The 15,459-nt window shown below is 34.6% G+C and carries 17 protein-coding genes; 11 read left to right on the top strand and 6 right to left on the bottom strand.

Features of this window, described 5'->3' with window-relative positions:
- The 7 genes from BTN98_RS20430 to BTN98_RS18580 form a co-directional block, all read left to right on the top strand.
- On the top strand, nt 1-744 hold a 744-nt coding region (locus BTN98_RS20430), incomplete at its 5' end, for a hypothetical protein (protein WP_167390213.1).
- A gap of 288 nt (nt 745-1,032) precedes the next feature.
- Nucleotides 1,033-2,106: a hypothetical protein gene (locus tag BTN98_RS18605; protein WP_065190161.1), complete on the top strand. Its 1,074-nt coding sequence runs from the start codon at nt 1,033-1,035 to the stop codon at nt 2,104-2,106.
- A 51-nt stretch (nt 2,107-2,157) separates the two neighbouring features.
- Complete coding sequence (locus BTN98_RS18600; protein ID WP_065190160.1) at nt 2,158-2,616, top strand: hypothetical protein; 459 nt, start codon at nt 2,158-2,160, stop codon at nt 2,614-2,616.
- A 276-nt stretch (nt 2,617-2,892) separates the two neighbouring features.
- Nucleotides 2,893-3,843: a hypothetical protein gene (locus tag BTN98_RS18595; RefSeq protein ID WP_146107048.1), complete on the top strand. Its 951-nt coding sequence runs from the start codon at nt 2,893-2,895 to the stop codon at nt 3,841-3,843.
- An 18-nt stretch (nt 3,844-3,861) separates the two neighbouring features.
- Nucleotides 3,862-4,137 carry a hypothetical protein gene (locus BTN98_RS18590; protein ID WP_065190158.1) on the top strand — a complete coding sequence of 92 codons (276 nt, stop codon included), beginning with the start codon at nt 3,862-3,864 and terminating at the stop codon, nt 4,135-4,137.
- 23 nt (nt 4,138-4,160) lie between these two features.
- Nucleotides 4,161-4,934: a hypothetical protein gene (locus BTN98_RS18585; RefSeq protein ID WP_065190157.1), complete on the top strand. Its 774-nt coding sequence runs from the start codon at nt 4,161-4,163 to the stop codon at nt 4,932-4,934.
- 86 nt (nt 4,935-5,020) lie between these two features.
- Nucleotides 5,021-5,854 (top strand): AcaB family transcriptional regulator, encoded by an 834-nt coding sequence (locus BTN98_RS18580; RefSeq protein WP_065190156.1) that lies wholly within the window; start codon nt 5,021-5,023, stop codon nt 5,852-5,854.
- Between the two features lie 661 nt (nt 5,855-6,515).
- On the opposite strand, the gene BTN98_RS18575 is transcribed toward BTN98_RS18580, so the two are convergent.
- From BTN98_RS18575 to BTN98_RS18565, 3 genes are all read right to left on the bottom strand, one after another.
- Nucleotides 6,516-6,773, bottom strand: coding sequence for a hypothetical protein (locus BTN98_RS18575; protein ID WP_065190155.1), 258 nt, complete (start codon nt 6,771-6,773; stop codon nt 6,516-6,518).
- Between the two features lie 17 nt (nt 6,774-6,790).
- On the bottom strand, nt 6,791-7,615 hold the full coding sequence (locus BTN98_RS18570; RefSeq protein WP_065190154.1) for an NYN domain-containing protein: 825 nt from the start codon (nt 7,613-7,615) through the stop codon (nt 6,791-6,793).
- Nucleotides 7,616-7,783: 168 nt separating this feature from the next.
- Nucleotides 7,784-8,653 carry a helix-turn-helix domain-containing protein gene (locus tag BTN98_RS18565; protein WP_065190153.1) on the bottom strand — a complete coding sequence of 290 codons (870 nt, stop codon included), beginning with the start codon at nt 8,651-8,653 and terminating at the stop codon, nt 7,784-7,786.
- Between the two features lie 1,194 nt (nt 8,654-9,847).
- Here BTN98_RS18565 and BTN98_RS18560 point away from each other — a divergent pair.
- A complete protein-coding gene (locus tag BTN98_RS18560; RefSeq protein ID WP_065190152.1) occupies nt 9,848-10,291 on the top strand; it encodes a hypothetical protein in 444 nt (147 codons plus the stop codon).
- Between the two features lie 59 nt (nt 10,292-10,350).
- Here the strand turns inward: BTN98_RS18560 and BTN98_RS20735 are convergent, their stop codons facing one another.
- Genes BTN98_RS20735 through BTN98_RS20420 form a run of 3 tightly spaced genes read right to left on the bottom strand, consistent with a single transcriptional unit; the run spans nt 10,351 to nt 11,056 of the window.
- Nucleotides 10,351-10,671: an HNH endonuclease gene (locus BTN98_RS20735; protein ID WP_065190151.1), complete on the bottom strand. Its 321-nt coding sequence runs from the start codon at nt 10,669-10,671 to the stop codon at nt 10,351-10,353.
- A 24-nt stretch (nt 10,672-10,695) separates the two neighbouring features.
- A complete protein-coding gene (locus BTN98_RS20730; protein WP_156674917.1) occupies nt 10,696-10,848 on the bottom strand; it encodes a hypothetical protein in 153 nt (50 codons plus the stop codon).
- Between the two features lie 31 nt (nt 10,849-10,879).
- Nucleotides 10,880-11,056, bottom strand: coding sequence for a hypothetical protein (locus BTN98_RS20420; protein ID WP_156674916.1), 177 nt, complete (start codon nt 11,054-11,056; stop codon nt 10,880-10,882).
- Between the two features lie 151 nt (nt 11,057-11,207).
- Between BTN98_RS20420 and BTN98_RS18550 the strand changes: the two genes are divergently transcribed.
- The 3 genes from BTN98_RS18550 (at nt 11,208) to BTN98_RS18540 (ending at nt 13,868) form a co-directional block, all read left to right on the top strand.
- Nucleotides 11,208-11,936, top strand: a complete 729-nt coding sequence (locus BTN98_RS18550) for a hypothetical protein (RefSeq protein ID WP_065190150.1) — start codon at nt 11,208-11,210, stop codon at nt 11,934-11,936.
- Between the two features lie 235 nt (nt 11,937-12,171).
- Nucleotides 12,172-12,993: a PDDEXK family nuclease gene (locus tag BTN98_RS18545; protein ID WP_065190149.1), complete on the top strand. Its 822-nt coding sequence runs from the start codon at nt 12,172-12,174 to the stop codon at nt 12,991-12,993.
- A 512-nt stretch (nt 12,994-13,505) separates the two neighbouring features.
- On the top strand, nt 13,506-13,868 hold the full coding sequence (locus BTN98_RS18540) for a hypothetical protein (RefSeq protein ID WP_146107047.1): 363 nt from the start codon (nt 13,506-13,508) through the stop codon (nt 13,866-13,868).
- Nucleotides 13,869-15,459 lie beyond the last annotated feature (1,591 nt).

The following is a 15,459-nucleotide window of genomic DNA, read 5'->3' as shown; positions in this document are numbered from 1 at the left end:
AATAACGCCTTAGACTTTGCCTCAATACTTGGTAATGATAACAAGGTTGATACTGCTGCCACTGACGAATTAATTAATATTGATAACGTCAAATTTCAAAAGCCTAAAATAAAAAACACACCAGGGAATATTATTTCCAATAAAGAATTAAAAGATAAAGGCTTAGAAGAAGACACTCCTGAACTATCAATCGTAACGCATAGTAGTGCCGATGCTATTGATGCCATATTTGCTGATACAGCTAGATGTGATACCAACATCGTCACCAACTCTAAACAAGACATGGACATTGATAAATTGTTTTTAGCAGATGCCAACTCGCGTAACCGAAAGACTGTGGAACGCACCGATTATATTAAACAACGTGAGCAACTAATTGACTGGTTAGATAATGGTATTGCTGGTGGCAGCATTCGTTATAACAAACTTACATCGCAATCTAACTATTGCTACAACACAAAGAATGGTTGGTTTGTTTGCCTATGGAGTGCTATCTCAGCATATAACGAAAGTAATAGTGATCAAATCAAGCTTGAACGAGTAGAGAGAGTTATTACGGAATTGAAGAACGCTCGTTTACTTCACCTTGATAACAAATCAAACGCTTGTCGTGAGGCTGTTGTAAGTAAGCATGGTGGTGAAAGCATTACTTTACGAGGCGTTTATTTTAAGAGAAATTCCTTAGTAAAAGCGGCAGAAAACTCAAAGTATGTCAAACCATCCCTTTTTACTATTATCCCTTAATATTGCACGTAGCAATATTATTTAAAAATTATAGTAATGTTACAACTCAAGTCGCCTATAACAAGGCGATTTTTTTTGATTTTAACTAAACCTTTTAACATCATGTGTTTATACAAAAATAGGATAATAAATAAGCAGTCATGATTTACAGTTATTCTTTTTAATTGACCTTGTTAAATATTACTATAATATTACTAACACTAAGCAGCGGCAATTTTGCTGTTGCGTTTTTAACTGCTTGGTTAATGCTCTACCAAGCAGTTGAATTTAAAAAATGGAATTACAAAAATGCAAAACTTTTCTACTACATCAGGTATGACTCAATCACTAGTAAAAGCGAACCTACTTGGGGCTCGTAAGATGCTAGATGAAAATTCTGTAATGATCGTTGAGGGTGAAAACAACTCTCGTCGTGGATTTATTGTTGGTGAAGCTGCATTATCGGCAGGTGAAGCATCACGAGAGTTTGGTACTCGTTTTACTAATGAGAACTGGGTTCGTACCATTGCTGCTCGCCTTGTGCTTGAGCTTGGTGCTGGTAGTCACAAGATCAACTTGGCTTTAGTTGTGAATAGCGACACTATTGTGGAATTTACAGGTGATGAATTTGAAAATAATGCGACACCTGAAACGCTAGAACGTGCCCGTGCTTTATTCTCTAATATTTTCTTTCGTACTCACGACACTCGAATGTTAGATATTAAACAGTGTCATATTGAGATAGAAAAGCTGGTCTTTGTAACTGAAATTGATGCGGTAACTAAAAGTATTCCTAACGAAGTTGTAAAAGCAGTGCTGTTACAAAGTGGCTTTGGCGATACCCAATTAACTTGTATTACTAAAGGTGACAACCAAGGCTTATCTTTCCGTAAAGCTGGTATGGACGCAGCAATACGTACTGTCGCTAACTCATTAAAACATGAGAATATCACTAAAACTGCTGTATTAAATGGATGGAAAGAAGCTGTAGCTGTCGATAGTGGTCTATCTAGCGCACCATATGACTTTAGTGACGAAAAACGAAGCGTTATTAAAGATCATTTTGATGCAATCTTGCCTGAGTTAACACAAGAATACGGTGATGATTTCCGTCATTTTTCTGGTGTTGTTATTAGTGGTGGTGGTGCGAACGATAAAGATGTAGTTGATGCTGTTTGCAATTACTTCTCTAATCAACAAAAAGAGATCGTAAGTATCGCTGAACTATGTGAAGTATTTCCATCCGTAGAAAACGATGGTCTTCAAAATTCAACGGCTGCAGTTTATGGCGCATTAAAGTTTATTCAAGATTCAAACCAAACTATTGTTGCTATTGATGCCGGTAATGGTTGGTCAAAGTCAGCTATGCGTAAATATAAATAATAATTATTATAATGATGCGCCCATTTTTATGGGCGCAATATGGTGCATTTCATGTCAAATAAACAAAAACCAATCCAAATACACAACCTTAATGAATCACTCCATAATTTTATTGTAACTGGTAGCGTTGATAATATTCAGTTATCACCAGAAGTAATTTTACATCTTGCAAAAGTGACTAAAAATGCAGGGTGGCTTGGGTGGGCAATTCCCACTACAAGCCGCTCCGTTCGTTCTGCTTTATTGCTTGAATTAGCCTTGTTTACTATTCAAAATGTTAATCTTAATAAAGATAAAACCTCGATTGATAACTCAACAAATGTCAATGCGAATAACAAAAAAGAAGAACAAACTAATACGTATATTAAAGATGAAACACCTATCCAGAAGCCTACTCAGACTCAAATTGAAAACAAACAGCCCCAAGAAAATGACATTAATTTGACACCCAAACCTAAAATCGATGCTGATCGTGTAAATCGCATAAAACGAAGTTTTGGGTCTTATTAGCTCAATAAAGCAGCATAAAATGAGTCTATCGGTGACATTTGTCACTGATATTTTTTATTCATAATTTGTGCTTATACCTTTTCCGCTATAACTCAGCCTTAGCAACATATTAAAACTGTCAAAAAACACTCTTCTGGTTAAAAAAACGCCTCTTAATAAGTCTCTTTTCGTGAATTATGAAGTTTTATTCAAATTTGCATAAACCCACGATTGAATTTTGATCCTACTCACGTATTGTTCGTTGTGTCAGTTTAACCGTAAATTAAAAACAAGGTTATGATGAACGATACAAAGACGGAGTTGGCGCGATTATGCGAGGATATAAAAATACTAACCTCAACAAGCGAATCGCAATCTAAGATAGGGTTAGCTGGTGCTATTTATGCATTAGTTAAGCTGTTTGAAAATAATAATAATTCATTTGGTTACACTGGTTTTATCGAATTAATGCGTAGGTCTGGGTTGCCAGAATTTACCATGAAATATCAGTCGTACCGCTATAACTATAATCTTGGGTTTCTATATCAATTTTCAGATCAGAAACTTTACTGTAACTGTTTAAGGAGAGGGTCTGAGGCCAAGATAAAGCTACAAAAATTAGATTTACAAGCTCAGACAAAAGTTAAAGACCTAATATCCAAACAGACATTTGTAACCATTGCTGATTTAGAGGGTTACATTCGTATTGCTAGTGGTGAATGCTCATTATCAAAAAATGAGAAAAAAAATAAGGTTGAAAAGTTACAACAAGTAATAACAGGACTATTCCCTGCTTTAGAAAACATGGTTGTATATTCCGATGATATGCCTCGCCATTTTTATGTGAATTTCACAACGAGCATGGCCGAAACACTTTGGGAACAATCAATAAAAGAACAGTCCGTAGATATACAACAGTTGCTATTAGTAAACTTGCAAACGTTGTATTTTTCACTGATTGATATTAGTGCGGTTTTGCTTGATAACCGTGAACTAATTTATATAAAGAAGTTAGCAATTAGCTCCCCTCTTTATAAGAACATACCGCTTGATACAAACATACCAGATGTATTGATTGCACTGAAACGTGAGTTTCTTGGAATGTTCAAGCAAGAGCAATTAAAAGCACTGACAGATACGTTAATGAAAGACGTAACAGATCGTAAAGCACTTTTTGAGTACATGACAGCAAGAAACGTAATGAGAACAAAAGACGAATTAGCATTAGCATTTCGTGAATTTTATTAATATTTATAGGTATGAAAAATGGCATCTATTCAATTTGCACAAAACATATTTAACTCACTACGTTTTGTTGTTGCTAATCGTTCAAACGCTGCTGGACTCGCAAAGGAATTTAGTGAAATGTTTAATCTTGAGATTAATTTAGTACGTACAATGCAAAGCCTTGATTTAACTTACGCTCAATTAAAAGAGGCTTCGATTGATCTTCCTAATCCAGACGCAGATCCACTATTAGATGAAGAAAACCGCACTAAATTTGTTACAAATATCATTAATTTATCTGATTTGACTGACTAATTTAGAGGCTAAATGGAATTTCAATGTCTAAAAAATCATGTTATGCGCAATCATCAGGCCAACAAAGTCTTTTAAGCACTAGTGTCATGAATGAATACTTGGTTAGCTTACAAGATAAACGTAGAAAAGAGAAAACAAACGAGTTCGGCATAAATAGTGATTCAGCAGATCAAATTTTAGATTCATCGAATCAACGCGCTTTTTTTATTGCTATAGATCGCTTTAGTCAGATAAAGCCAAGCCGTGGAGCATGGTTCTTGTCAGAAAATACTGAGCTTTTTCTTCAAATACTTTCAGAAGCTATAACTGATTGGGAATTGATAGATGAAAGCCTTGACCTTGGTATGGCACAAACCACTATTGAGGAATTGTTTTCTATTCGTGCAAGAAACTTGAGCTTACTTACTGGTAAGGCGATTAGTAAAACATCTAACCGTACTCGTATGTCAGATAATACCGAGGTGTTAATCACAACAGAATTATTGAACCAAATAAAAGCTAACAATTCCGTGTTCAGTACACGAGAATTTGTTCGTTTAATGATTCGTATATCACGAATGATAACCGGCACAGGGGCTATAGATGAAGCGCGTATAGCCCCAATCATTGTGTTTATATATAACGAGCAGTTTCCATTTAAGATTGTTAGCCAAAAACGTTACTGGTTAAATGACGAACCTACTTATATAGATCTCTCACCAAAACGTGAACAACGTAAAAAACAGACTAAATCATGCGACAAACAAAAGTTGGGTGATAATAATTTTGAAGAAAAAACATATTTAGAAGATTTCTAAAGTTACAGATTAGAAAGTAATTTTGTAACTATCAAAATTAAAATCAGTGAGGCTATATGCCTCACTACCCAACTAAGGATTGTTAAATGAACGATAATTTAGACCAAACTACCGATGCCCTATCTAACCAAACGGCTAGCCTTATTTTTGGGGATATGTCGTTGTTTGAAGAAAAAGCAGTTGCAAGCGGCAGTAATGCGCGTGTAAAGAATAAAACTGGTGAACTTACTATCCAGTTTTACTCCAATAATGCTATTGGTCTATATAAGGGTGTCGCGCCAACTAAAGATGAAAAAGGTAAAATCCTCAAGCGCGGTCAAATTGGTCTAACAAAAATGGATGATGTGTTAGCTAACGTAGTAATGGCTGCGCGTAATGATGATCCATATGCGTACCAATTACTATATAACTTACACTTAGCCTCTAATCGTTTTGAAGCGTTAATGAAGAAGTGTCGTGAAGTTCTAGAAACTGCCGTTAATGAGAAATTTACCGGTGGTGTTGGTGCTAAGTTAACTAAAGATGAAAACGCACCTGTTTTTAATGTTTTCTTGAAGACTGATTTTGGACGACATATTTTCTGGAAAGTGAAAGAGGTAGATCAGTTTGTATTAGAAAATCTATTCTGCCGTCAACACGCAATTATACCACGCGATGCATCAATTAAACTAAACGGTGGTCTTGCCCACGAACTACGTAATATGTATCACTCCGCGTTTCTATGGAAGCATACTGGTGTCACTCGCAAAGATGTACTGGAAAATAATCAAGTAGCTCAACGAGCAGCAGAGTTGCAGCCTCACCTTGTTTTAAACCAAGGTATCATTGATGGTACTTTAACAACAATGTTCGCACCTCGTATTGTAGATCGTCCAGAAGATGTAGAACCGATACAATCAAATAATGAAGATACGAAGTAAGCAAAATATAGCCAGTTAATTTACGAATAGAAACCGAACTTAGTTCGGTTTTTTTATTTTTAATATAGTTGTTAATATCAATAGTCAACTGTATCATTACAAGTTCGCCAATGGCGATAAAACTATTAAAGATGGGTCGAATACCCTGTTTGCCAAGACAAAAAATATATTCGGATTGTGCGATCTAATCGCTCTATAGCTACAACCGCATCCCAATTGAAAAAGCGGTATAGAAAATTATTGGCTTAATTTATCACTATCTAATTCTATCTGATCAAATTATACATGCCCGTCCAAAAGACGGGCTTTTTTACGCCTGTAAATCCATATTTAGCGAAATTATGGTGCATCTAGAAGCACTATTCTCGGTTTTTACCTTAAAAATTTTATTTGTTTTTTTATATGAAATATTCGATAGGTTTTAACTGGTAACTGCAAAATTGCGTCAGCTAATAATATAGTTAGTGACATTTTTATTATCAAAAGACCACCAGCAATCCAGGTTAATTTCAGTTAACTGATAAGGTTCGGCTTTTCATTACTTAAATATTTTTGTTCTTTATTTATAAAAACTTGTGCAACCATATACAAATTCATTGATCCATAATCAATTGCAGCTTTAGCTAATGCCTTGTCATTTGTGTGAATGAAAATATCACTATCATATTTTTTTTGCTATAACACCACCAATTAATGCCATTAAATAAAAATCTGTACCATTTTTGATTAAGGGAGCTTCAAGCAGTACAACCCCTGTGGCTTTACACATATTACAAAATGCCACGCTGCGCCTACCAATTGTGCCGTTATGCACAATTGTAATAGCAACATTATCCTTTACGCCTATTTGAGATAAAATGCGTTGAAGTATCTCTTGTGATAACTGATCACCATCAATGTAATGCCTTTCATGTTTCATTCTTTATAAATACCATACTACAGATAACCATCTGTTTTACATTGTTTTATTTTAGTTATTCGATATTTATCGTTGCCCAAAGGTATAACTTTTAGAGTCCGTGAATGCAGATTTATATAAATGGCAACACAAAGATAATAGTTGGGATTTTTAGACAATTGCATGTACTGTTTTGTTGTAAGTCTTCGATGAACAATACGTGCAAGAGCGCAATCTAATGGTGTACTTATTTCCACCTCCAAGGTTGAATTTAAAAGGCTTATAAGAGGTAAGCTATTAACCTGCTCAAGCCAAGTATCTATAATTGAAATACTGTTAACCTCACCTTTAGTAACCAAGTGCGTTTGAAGCCCTTTAGGTACTTTTGGTTGCTTTGGCTTGACTGGTTGCTTTGGCTTAATCGCTTCTAGCTTAGTTACATCTACGAAACTATCAGAACTACTAACAAATTGCCGACAACTAATCTTGGGGTCGCCAGCAATGATTACAGTCAAACCACTTTGAATTAGCTTATTTCTGATTGCAGCAAAATCGCTATCAGACGACATAATACAAACGTTAGTAACATTGTTATTTCTAGGATCGTTAATGAAGTCCATAACAACAACGTTTAATACATGATCGCTTGCATCTTTACCTTTCACCATACTGAAAACACAACGACAATCCAGAGAATTATTGATTGCAGTTTCTTTCCATCTTTTATCTATGAATTTTTCTGGCGCACCTATAGCTATCCGTGCGCTAACGCACCCATTTTTACATAAATAAGCAATCAGCGATCTTACATGTTGATACTTAACATTCTCAACATCTATAAATAATGCAGTATTCATGGCCATAATTAAAATCCAGATTTAAAAACGATATGAATACTTTAAGTTAGAGAATAAATTGTTCCAGCGTCAGTTATTACGTTCTGTGTTTAAATATAAAATTAAGTAATTCCGTACCACGCAATTACACTAAATAAATTTAAAACAGAGAAATAGATTTTGTTTATTGCAAAACTACTTAGCTAAGAAAAGGGTTTTAACTTCATCGATCATTGATTGAGCTAATGGGCTGATTTCATCTACTGCTTTATCGGTGACATTACCAAAATATAGCAACGTCATTTCTAGTAGCGAGTAATATCCATCGCTGCCTTTGATGAAGCCAGCAATATTACGCTCGTTCTTATTTAGAACGTTATAAACAATGCCATTATTTGTATCTATGAAATGAGATTTAGGGAGTGTTAAAAAAGCATGATCACGATTTTCGTATATTGCATACTTAGCAAAATCGTTATGAATTGAAATAATAGCATCGTCCAAGCTTAATTCGGGCTCTGCTGGTACTAGTTCTTTATCTTGCTTATTGCATTCTTGTGACAACGTAACAGAATCATCATCCAATACGCTAGTGGTACTAACAGTGGCATTCTCTTTTCGTTTCGCAATCACAGCTAACGCCTTATCGCGAATATCTTTTATTCGTTTTAGCGTTTTCTCTTTAACTATCTTCACACGCGCCATGTAATCCCCTATAAGAGAATCAATTACATCAGGCATGACAAGATATGAATTAGGTAGTCGCTCTGGTAAGCCAGCGTTATTGCGAGAGCTATTTGTTATAACAACAATAATACCTTTCTCTGCTAGAGTCTTTGTGTGTCTCAAGATTGTACGCACACTGACACCACGCTTTTTCGCTAACGTATCAACCTTAACTGTGCAACTAAGGAATGATTCATCGTCCTTGTGCATGTTAATAAATGAACTAATGGCCGTAAAAGTCTTTTGAACATTGGCATGAACATTCAAAAACTTAGCTGTAGTAGCTAGTTGTTTACTGGTATTAACTTGATAGTTTGAAAGGCAACTAGAAGTGATCATGTAAATTACCACCATCAATAGCCAAATTATCGCTTGGGGAAGCGTTAATAACGGTGACTAAATGATCTATGGAGTAATTTAGATAGAGCTTATGTGGGATATACATTTCTTAAAGTTCCTTGACATTGATATTAGCAATGCATGAATTAAGAACAGTTGGTAGCTGGTAATATCATGCATCAGCGTACATCATAATCAAAAGTAATTTGATTTGTAAAGAATAAAAGATCAAATAGCGATCATTGAGCAGAATCTTTAGCTCTTTCTTTGAATTTCAGGCACAAAAAAACCGCCTGTCAAGGTAAGCGGTTTTTATGTCCAAGTTTCGCCTTGGAAGCGGTTTTTACGTGCTGCCGACACCACTCGATGCCTACACGCCCTTTCGGGATTAAGAAGATCATAGAAAAAAAATTGTGAGATAGCAACAATTTTCAGAGCTTTTTGATTATTTCTAAACTTTTAATTTAAAAATTAACCATCTGGACAAAGAATCACACAGATTTTCGTCAAAACATTACAGCAACGTTCGCTTTAAGAAAAACAAACAAGACGTTGTTATCCCCTCTGTACTTCTCTCTTACTCGATCAAATCTCACAAGACCAACAGCTAACAACAACTAATTGTTTTTAACTGTTCAATAGCTGTTCCTGATTGTTTATAGCTGTTTATTAGCTGTTAAGAATAAGGAAAGTGTCACACATATACATCTTGAATAGGACAACCAAAGACAATGTTGAAAATACCATTCATGCTCAATCTTGATTATGACATAAGTAAGCATACTTGATAGTGCCATGTCACCACACTCTTGAATGTGACAAAATTATTGTAAGTAATTGATAAATGAAATCAAAAAATACGGGTACTTAGCAAATGTAAAAAGATGCTAGATTACGAATTTGTTTTAACGTATTGATGAAAAAGCAAGCAGTCAGTTAACTAATCCCAAATAAGTAAATAAATTTTTCCCCTAAAATTCACTACACCGCAGTTATTTATGAAAAAAAGCATCTTTAAAAAGTTATCGGGACGATAAATAGAGACTCAAAGTTAAATAAAAACTCAAAAATATGTTTTCTGGGTTAATTTCCCATTTTTAAACCATTTTCCACTTCTCTTGCTCAGTGATATTTATTGCGATATATCTAGTTAAAACCACCAATCACCCAACTCTATAAATAGGAATTAACTAAATGCGCAAACTAGATGAATACAGTCAAATTGATGAAAACAACAATGAACTAAATAAAATCGGTGAAAGTATTCATGAGCTTGTAGAGCTACTAGATGAAAAGCTGAAAACCTTACTACAGGAAACCACGAACGAGAACGGAGATAACCTGGCTGAATTATTAAGCCAGTTTGAAGATAAGAAAGAGTCCATTAAAGAAGTTGTCTGTGATGCTGTCGGTGAAATGGAGGCGTACTACGATGATCGTACTGAAAAGTGGCAATCTAGCTTCCGTGGTGAATGTTTCAACGAATGGCGTAGTGCATGGGGCGATGCTTTAAATACGTTTGAAGAAATCGAGGTAGAAGTCTTTTGGAATACTGAGTTTCAAGATAAAGGCATGGTTACAATCGACTCAGGTATACCAGAAAAATTTGAATTGCCAAGTGAGAGCCCTGAATACTAATCGTTTTTGTTGTTTGCAAAAACAATGCAATAAATAGCCGGTGCTTATCCGGCTACAACCTAGATAGCTTGCAGATTCTCAAATTGCTGGCGGTGATCTACAAGGTATTTTGCATGAGCTTGTTTGGTTTTGATTATTACATCAGAAGTAATACCGACTAAGGCGTAATCTTTAAAAGCCTTAGATATAAGTATCGTTCCATCATCATTAAAACTAATAAGATAACGATCAAAAGCCTTATCTAACGTTGCGACCAATAGTAAACCGTTATTAGGGTCTAAACGTTCTTCATTAGTTGAACGTGACCACGGCTTTATATGACTAGCAACAAGTAAAGCCTCGTCTGTACAGCCTGTAACAGCACAGCCTTGCCACTCCATTAGTAAGTCAGAACGATATTTACCTTACCCTATACGTGCTGATATTAAACGCTTCTTTTCTGTTTCTCTTATGGTTTTATCAGCATTAATTACGGCAATATCATTTGCCGCGCTTTGTTCCTGATCTGATAACAAAGTGATTGGCTGCAACTCATTACGCTTGATCAATAACTTCATCTGGTGAGCTATACTTATATCTAAAGTATTCTTATTTAAGCTCTTTGTTTTTAAGGGTACTTCCCCAAGCAAAGAAGCGTTTGTATTCAAGGTTGGTTTCAACAAAGAATAATGTCACATCAATACCCTGCTGTGAAACGTGGTATTTATATTCTTCCTTGTCGTCCGAATAACTAAAGAATGGTAGAGGAATTGTAAGTAGGGACATAATGAACCATATGATAAACAGGATAAGAAAGTAATTTTGTAGGACTCAATGTTACCATAACAATAGATTACTTCTTCTTTTGTATCGGCAAACATTGAGATTGAAACTTAGAATGATATTATCTTGAAAAGCCAAAACTGGAATTATCTAAATGCTAAAATATGGTGAGATACCAAGCGAATTTACACCTCGCTACTGCAAGGTTAAAGTTGATCATGGTTGCTACCCTGTTATTAATTATAATGCTGATAACGTGACGATTACACGCTGGTTTGGGGAGGATAATATTCGCATTAATAGAGTATGCTTCCTGACCGATAGCCAAGCAAACATCTACGAAAAGCGTGTTGCTCAAGTCACATCTGATAATGATCTTTATCGTCAACTTGGTATAGGTGAGTTAATCAAAACAATCACTATAAATGGAAATAAACTATCACTAGCAAGAGCTGTTTTGACTGGTGGTATTCCTGTTGTTTTAGATGATATTTATCTTATTTTCGATTCAAATAATCACTGGCTAACAAAGACAGCTATTCTTGATTATCGTTCGTGTCACTCTGATTCTAATATAGCAGTTAATAAACGCTTTTCCGCCCTTGGTAAGCTAGATAGTCTGGACTCTGAAAACCCATTAATTCAAGTTGCATTAGCGGAAGCTATTTACAATTTATCCATTGGTGACACTATTACTATCCATGATATTTTCAAATCTAACGAACCTATAAAGTATCAAATTACTGGTAATGACGGTTTAAAGTTGGTCTGCCAAAAGCTGAATAGACAAAACAAGCTATTGAAAAAAGAAGAAACGTTATCGTCCATACTTGAGCCAAGAAGTGGTTATGTACCTGAGTTATTTTATAATGATAGAAGCTGATTACACCTTGTAAATCCACATGAAAAAGTCCGTTAATAACGGGCTTTTTTTATGGGAAAATTTTATTCAATGTTATTTCTATCATCTTCTTCTTTTTACATCATAAACCACTAAAAACATGATACGTAAATCTAATAGTCACTTTATTTTGTTACAGCATAGGCGCGACTTGAATCATTTTTTTATTATTTAACAATACAAGGCTACAACCAAAAACCTACATGGAATTATATATATGGCTGGTTTACGCCTAACAAATGATGAAGTAAATAAATTGCTAGAAAAGCAACAGAACATGAAAAATCGTGGAATAAAAAGTGGTAGTGGTCGTGAGTTTGATTTGTCTTCACTACAAGGTCGTGACAGTACAACTTCTGTAGCAAGGATTAGAAAAGCCAAAGAAAAAGTTGGTATGGGTGCTGGTGGGCATATTGGAAATGATAGAACGGATAAACCATCACGAAAATATCTAGCTGTATTAAAGCAAGGGATTAATACCTTATATCTACCCGACTGGTTAGTTACCTATATCAAAGATGATGATGAACTGGCTACTACAATTTGCGTTAAAGGCTATGAGGCAAAATCACCACATGTTATAGCACTAGCTCAATTAGCCAAAGATCCAACCTTAATGACTGGACGGAAAAAGACAGTAGAAAAAAAAGGTAAAAAAGCCAACTATGAACACTATATACAAGTTCGTATTTTTTATGAGTTAGAACGTTTCTACCCTGATATTTATAAGCTAACAAAAGCTGTACCTAATGGTGGTCTAAGGCATGATTCAGTTGGTTGGGAAATGTTGGCTGAGGGGCAAAAAACAGGCTCACCTGATATAGATATTGAAGTAGCAAAAGGTAAATACTTTGGAATGAAGCTAGAAGTAAAAACTGAGAGTAACAAGGCCACTGCGATACAGTTAGATAAAATTGAACTGTATAATGATGCTGGATTTTACGCTGTAGTACGTAATGGGTTTGATAATTGTTGGTCTGCAATTATTGAATACATTAACTTGCCTGATTTCGATTTCAAAACAGACTTAAACGCATAATCACTATGAAGCCCTTTCATTTAAAGATAGGGCTATTTTGTTACAGCTAAACCTAACTTAACCACTAGTTCTAATTACTAACTAATCAAATGAAACAATATAGGATTGTAATGCTCTTTGATCGCCATGCTCAATTTGAGAATGGCTGGTGGATTATATCTTGACTAAGAGTTAGTACCAGGCGAACGTTAAAGATAAGCTCACAGCCAGATCACTACCCCCTACTTTTAGTATCTTTCATCATTTTCAGTACCATTTATCTCTTATATTTTCGTCTTTTTACACAAATAATAGCTCTTGCTAGTGGACATAATTTTATTTCTATTACAAACAAGCACATCAGGACATTGTTCATTTTTTGTTTTTCTTCTTATGTTTTAAACAATTATTTCAGCTTTATTTTTCTGATTAGCAAGAGTGAAAGTTGAGAGGTTTTGTAAAAAATGAGTAAATGGAACTATAAAAAGTAACCGTACAAACTATTAAAATTCCATAAGAATAAGTGAGTTAATTTGAATATTTACGAAAAATCAATTTCATGCTGCAAGGATAAAGCAAAATTCAAAACCTTATCAATGCTAGAAAGTGATGCGATCAATTATCTTGTAAATGACCTTGTAACTGGTGTTTGTGAGTTTAAGCGGGATTCCTTAAATCGAGGGGTTAATGATGAACATATTAATATTCGTATTGATCATATACCTGCGCGAAAAAACCTTAATGACACAAATTATTTTCTTTTAAATGCACTAAAAAACAGTAAAAAAGCCGTCCTAATAACAATGCACAATGCTAACTTTAGCAAAGAAATACATTTTATTGCTGAATCTAAATCAGCAATTAAAGCGACAATTGCACTACGTGGTTTTCAATAAACCCTGATCATAGTTATACCATTTAACACAAGTTATGCACTGTAATCACCTTTCATGACCGTCTTGTTTTAGTTTGTAGTTCGCAAGTATCACCAACTGAATATCTTTGATGGTTGCGAATATCCCTGCTCAATTATTTCAAAGATAAGCATAAACCTTAGAACCAATATGTGCCGATTATCGTTTTTATAGGCGAAATAAGTTATAAACAAGTAATGCTTCTTTTGTCTTTTAATGAGGAAATATTGAAGATCGCTTAAAATAGACAAACTCAATATTACGAAAAATATTTATCCAATAGGTAATCAGCAACATCAAAGCAATCTTAAACACCTCGAAATTTCATGCCTCTTTGTGATTTTTTAGTGTCAAATTACGACAAACATGTGCCGCTTTACGATAAAATCATGCCTAACTGTGAAACCAGTCATGCCACTTTACGAAATTACCATGCCGCTTTTGCCGCGTTTTCAATGCAAAAATATGCTTCAATTCGCCCTATTTAAAATTTATTTATTTAAGATAAATAATAAACGACCGACCAAACTGGTTTGTTGAGGGAGTTTTGGCGAAAGCCATATTTAACCATTTATATACCTATTTAAAATTTAGCCCATTCAGATTAAGAGCTCTTTTTTGATCGTAAGCGTTTTCGTTAGTGACGAACGTAAGTGAAGCACTTTTAATAATTGGTCTGTATTGACAGTGATGACGATTGAACAATTTTATTAAAAGCGACTGATCGTAAAACTCGAACATAAAGTTATCTGGGTGATCCAAAAATTAGCGGCTAAGGATCAAAATTGAGGGATTAATCCTGTTTGAGTATCAATGAATTATTTTGGTTGTTTTAAAAGTTATAATTCCATGCTGTTCTCGCTTAACTTGTTTTGGTAGTTGCTGAACAAAAATAATCTGAGAGTTAAAAAAAATTAGTAACCGATATGAGAAATAAGTAAATTTAAAACTAAGTATTCTTGCTCTTATGAAATTTAACCCACAGGTATATTTTTGTGAGTTGTAATTTTCAAAGTTGGGTGAACGAAACATAATTAATTTTGTAGCTTGCACGATCACATTGATTAAGCTGTTCTGTGTAGGAATGCCAACCTCTGATACTCAAACCCTACAAAAACTGACAGATACACTTACATAAAACGCATTCAGGGCGATTCTAAGCCCATTTAAGTATCGTCTGGCTACCATCGGGCAACTAAACACCAAAAAGCCGCTTATTGGTATCTTACAGGCGTGATTTGCGACTAAAAATAGTGTCATTTTTGATAAAGGATCACATTTAGGATCTATATTTGGATAGATTTTAGATATTTGGGTCTAAATCCATTGAAAGTGAGTAAAAATGGGGTTTGCACAATTACTGGCAAATGATCTGAATAATTAATTTTGTTTTATACAAAGTTAACTATCTTGTTTTATTAGATGATGAAGATCTAACTTTCGATTGAAGTTGTTTTGTTCCAACTCCCATATGCACAAACCTGTCTTTTAATTCTTTGAGGAATATAAGATCAAATGTTGAGTGCTACCCTATCTCTTGTGTCGAATAGATTGTGATCAGTGCTTTCTCTAG

This window comes from Photobacterium aquimaris (assembly GCF_002954455.1).
Lineage (GTDB): Bacteria > Pseudomonadota > Gammaproteobacteria > Enterobacterales > Vibrionaceae > Photobacterium > Photobacterium aquimaris.
This window is presented reverse-complemented; position numbering and strand designations above follow the sequence as displayed.

Bases quoted from the DNA above. Each gene is read 5' to 3' on its own strand.
- BTN98_RS18605 (WP_065190161.1), top strand. From the start codon at position 1,033: ATGCAAAACTTTTCTACTACATCAGGTATGACTCAATCACTAGTAAAA.
- BTN98_RS18600 (WP_065190160.1), top strand. From the start codon at position 2,158: ATGTCAAATAAACAAAAACCAATCCAAATACACAACCTTAATGAATCA.
- BTN98_RS18595 (WP_146107048.1), top strand. From the start codon at position 2,893: ATGATGAACGATACAAAGACGGAGTTGGCGCGATTATGCGAGGATATA.
- BTN98_RS18590 (WP_065190158.1), top strand. From the start codon at position 3,862: ATGGCATCTATTCAATTTGCACAAAACATATTTAACTCACTACGTTTT.
- BTN98_RS18585 (WP_065190157.1), top strand. From the start codon at position 4,161: ATGTCTAAAAAATCATGTTATGCGCAATCATCAGGCCAACAAAGTCTT.
- BTN98_RS18580 (WP_065190156.1), top strand. From the start codon at position 5,021: ATGAACGATAATTTAGACCAAACTACCGATGCCCTATCTAACCAAACG.
- BTN98_RS18575 (WP_065190155.1), bottom strand. From the start codon at position 6,773: ATGAAACATGAAAGGCATTACATTGATGGTGATCAGTTATCACAAGAG.
- BTN98_RS18570 (WP_065190154.1), bottom strand. From the start codon at position 7,615: ATGGCCATGAATACTGCATTATTTATAGATGTTGAGAATGTTAAGTAT.
- BTN98_RS18565 (WP_065190153.1), bottom strand. From the start codon at position 8,653: ATGATCACTTCTAGTTGCCTTTCAAACTATCAAGTTAATACCAGTAAA.
- BTN98_RS18560 (WP_065190152.1), top strand. From the start codon at position 9,848: ATGCGCAAACTAGATGAATACAGTCAAATTGATGAAAACAACAATGAA.
- BTN98_RS20735 (WP_065190151.1), bottom strand. From the start codon at position 10,671: ATGGAGTGGCAAGGCTGTGCTGTTACAGGCTGTACAGACGAGGCTTTA.
- BTN98_RS20730 (WP_156674917.1), bottom strand. From the start codon at position 10,848: ATGAAGTTATTGATCAAGCGTAATGAGTTGCAGCCAATCACTTTGTTA.
- BTN98_RS20420 (WP_156674916.1), bottom strand. From the start codon at position 11,056: ATGTCCCTACTTACAATTCCTCTACCATTCTTTAGTTATTCGGACGAC.
- BTN98_RS18550 (WP_065190150.1), top strand. From the start codon at position 11,208: ATGCTAAAATATGGTGAGATACCAAGCGAATTTACACCTCGCTACTGC.
- BTN98_RS18545 (WP_065190149.1), top strand. From the start codon at position 12,172: ATGGCTGGTTTACGCCTAACAAATGATGAAGTAAATAAATTGCTAGAA.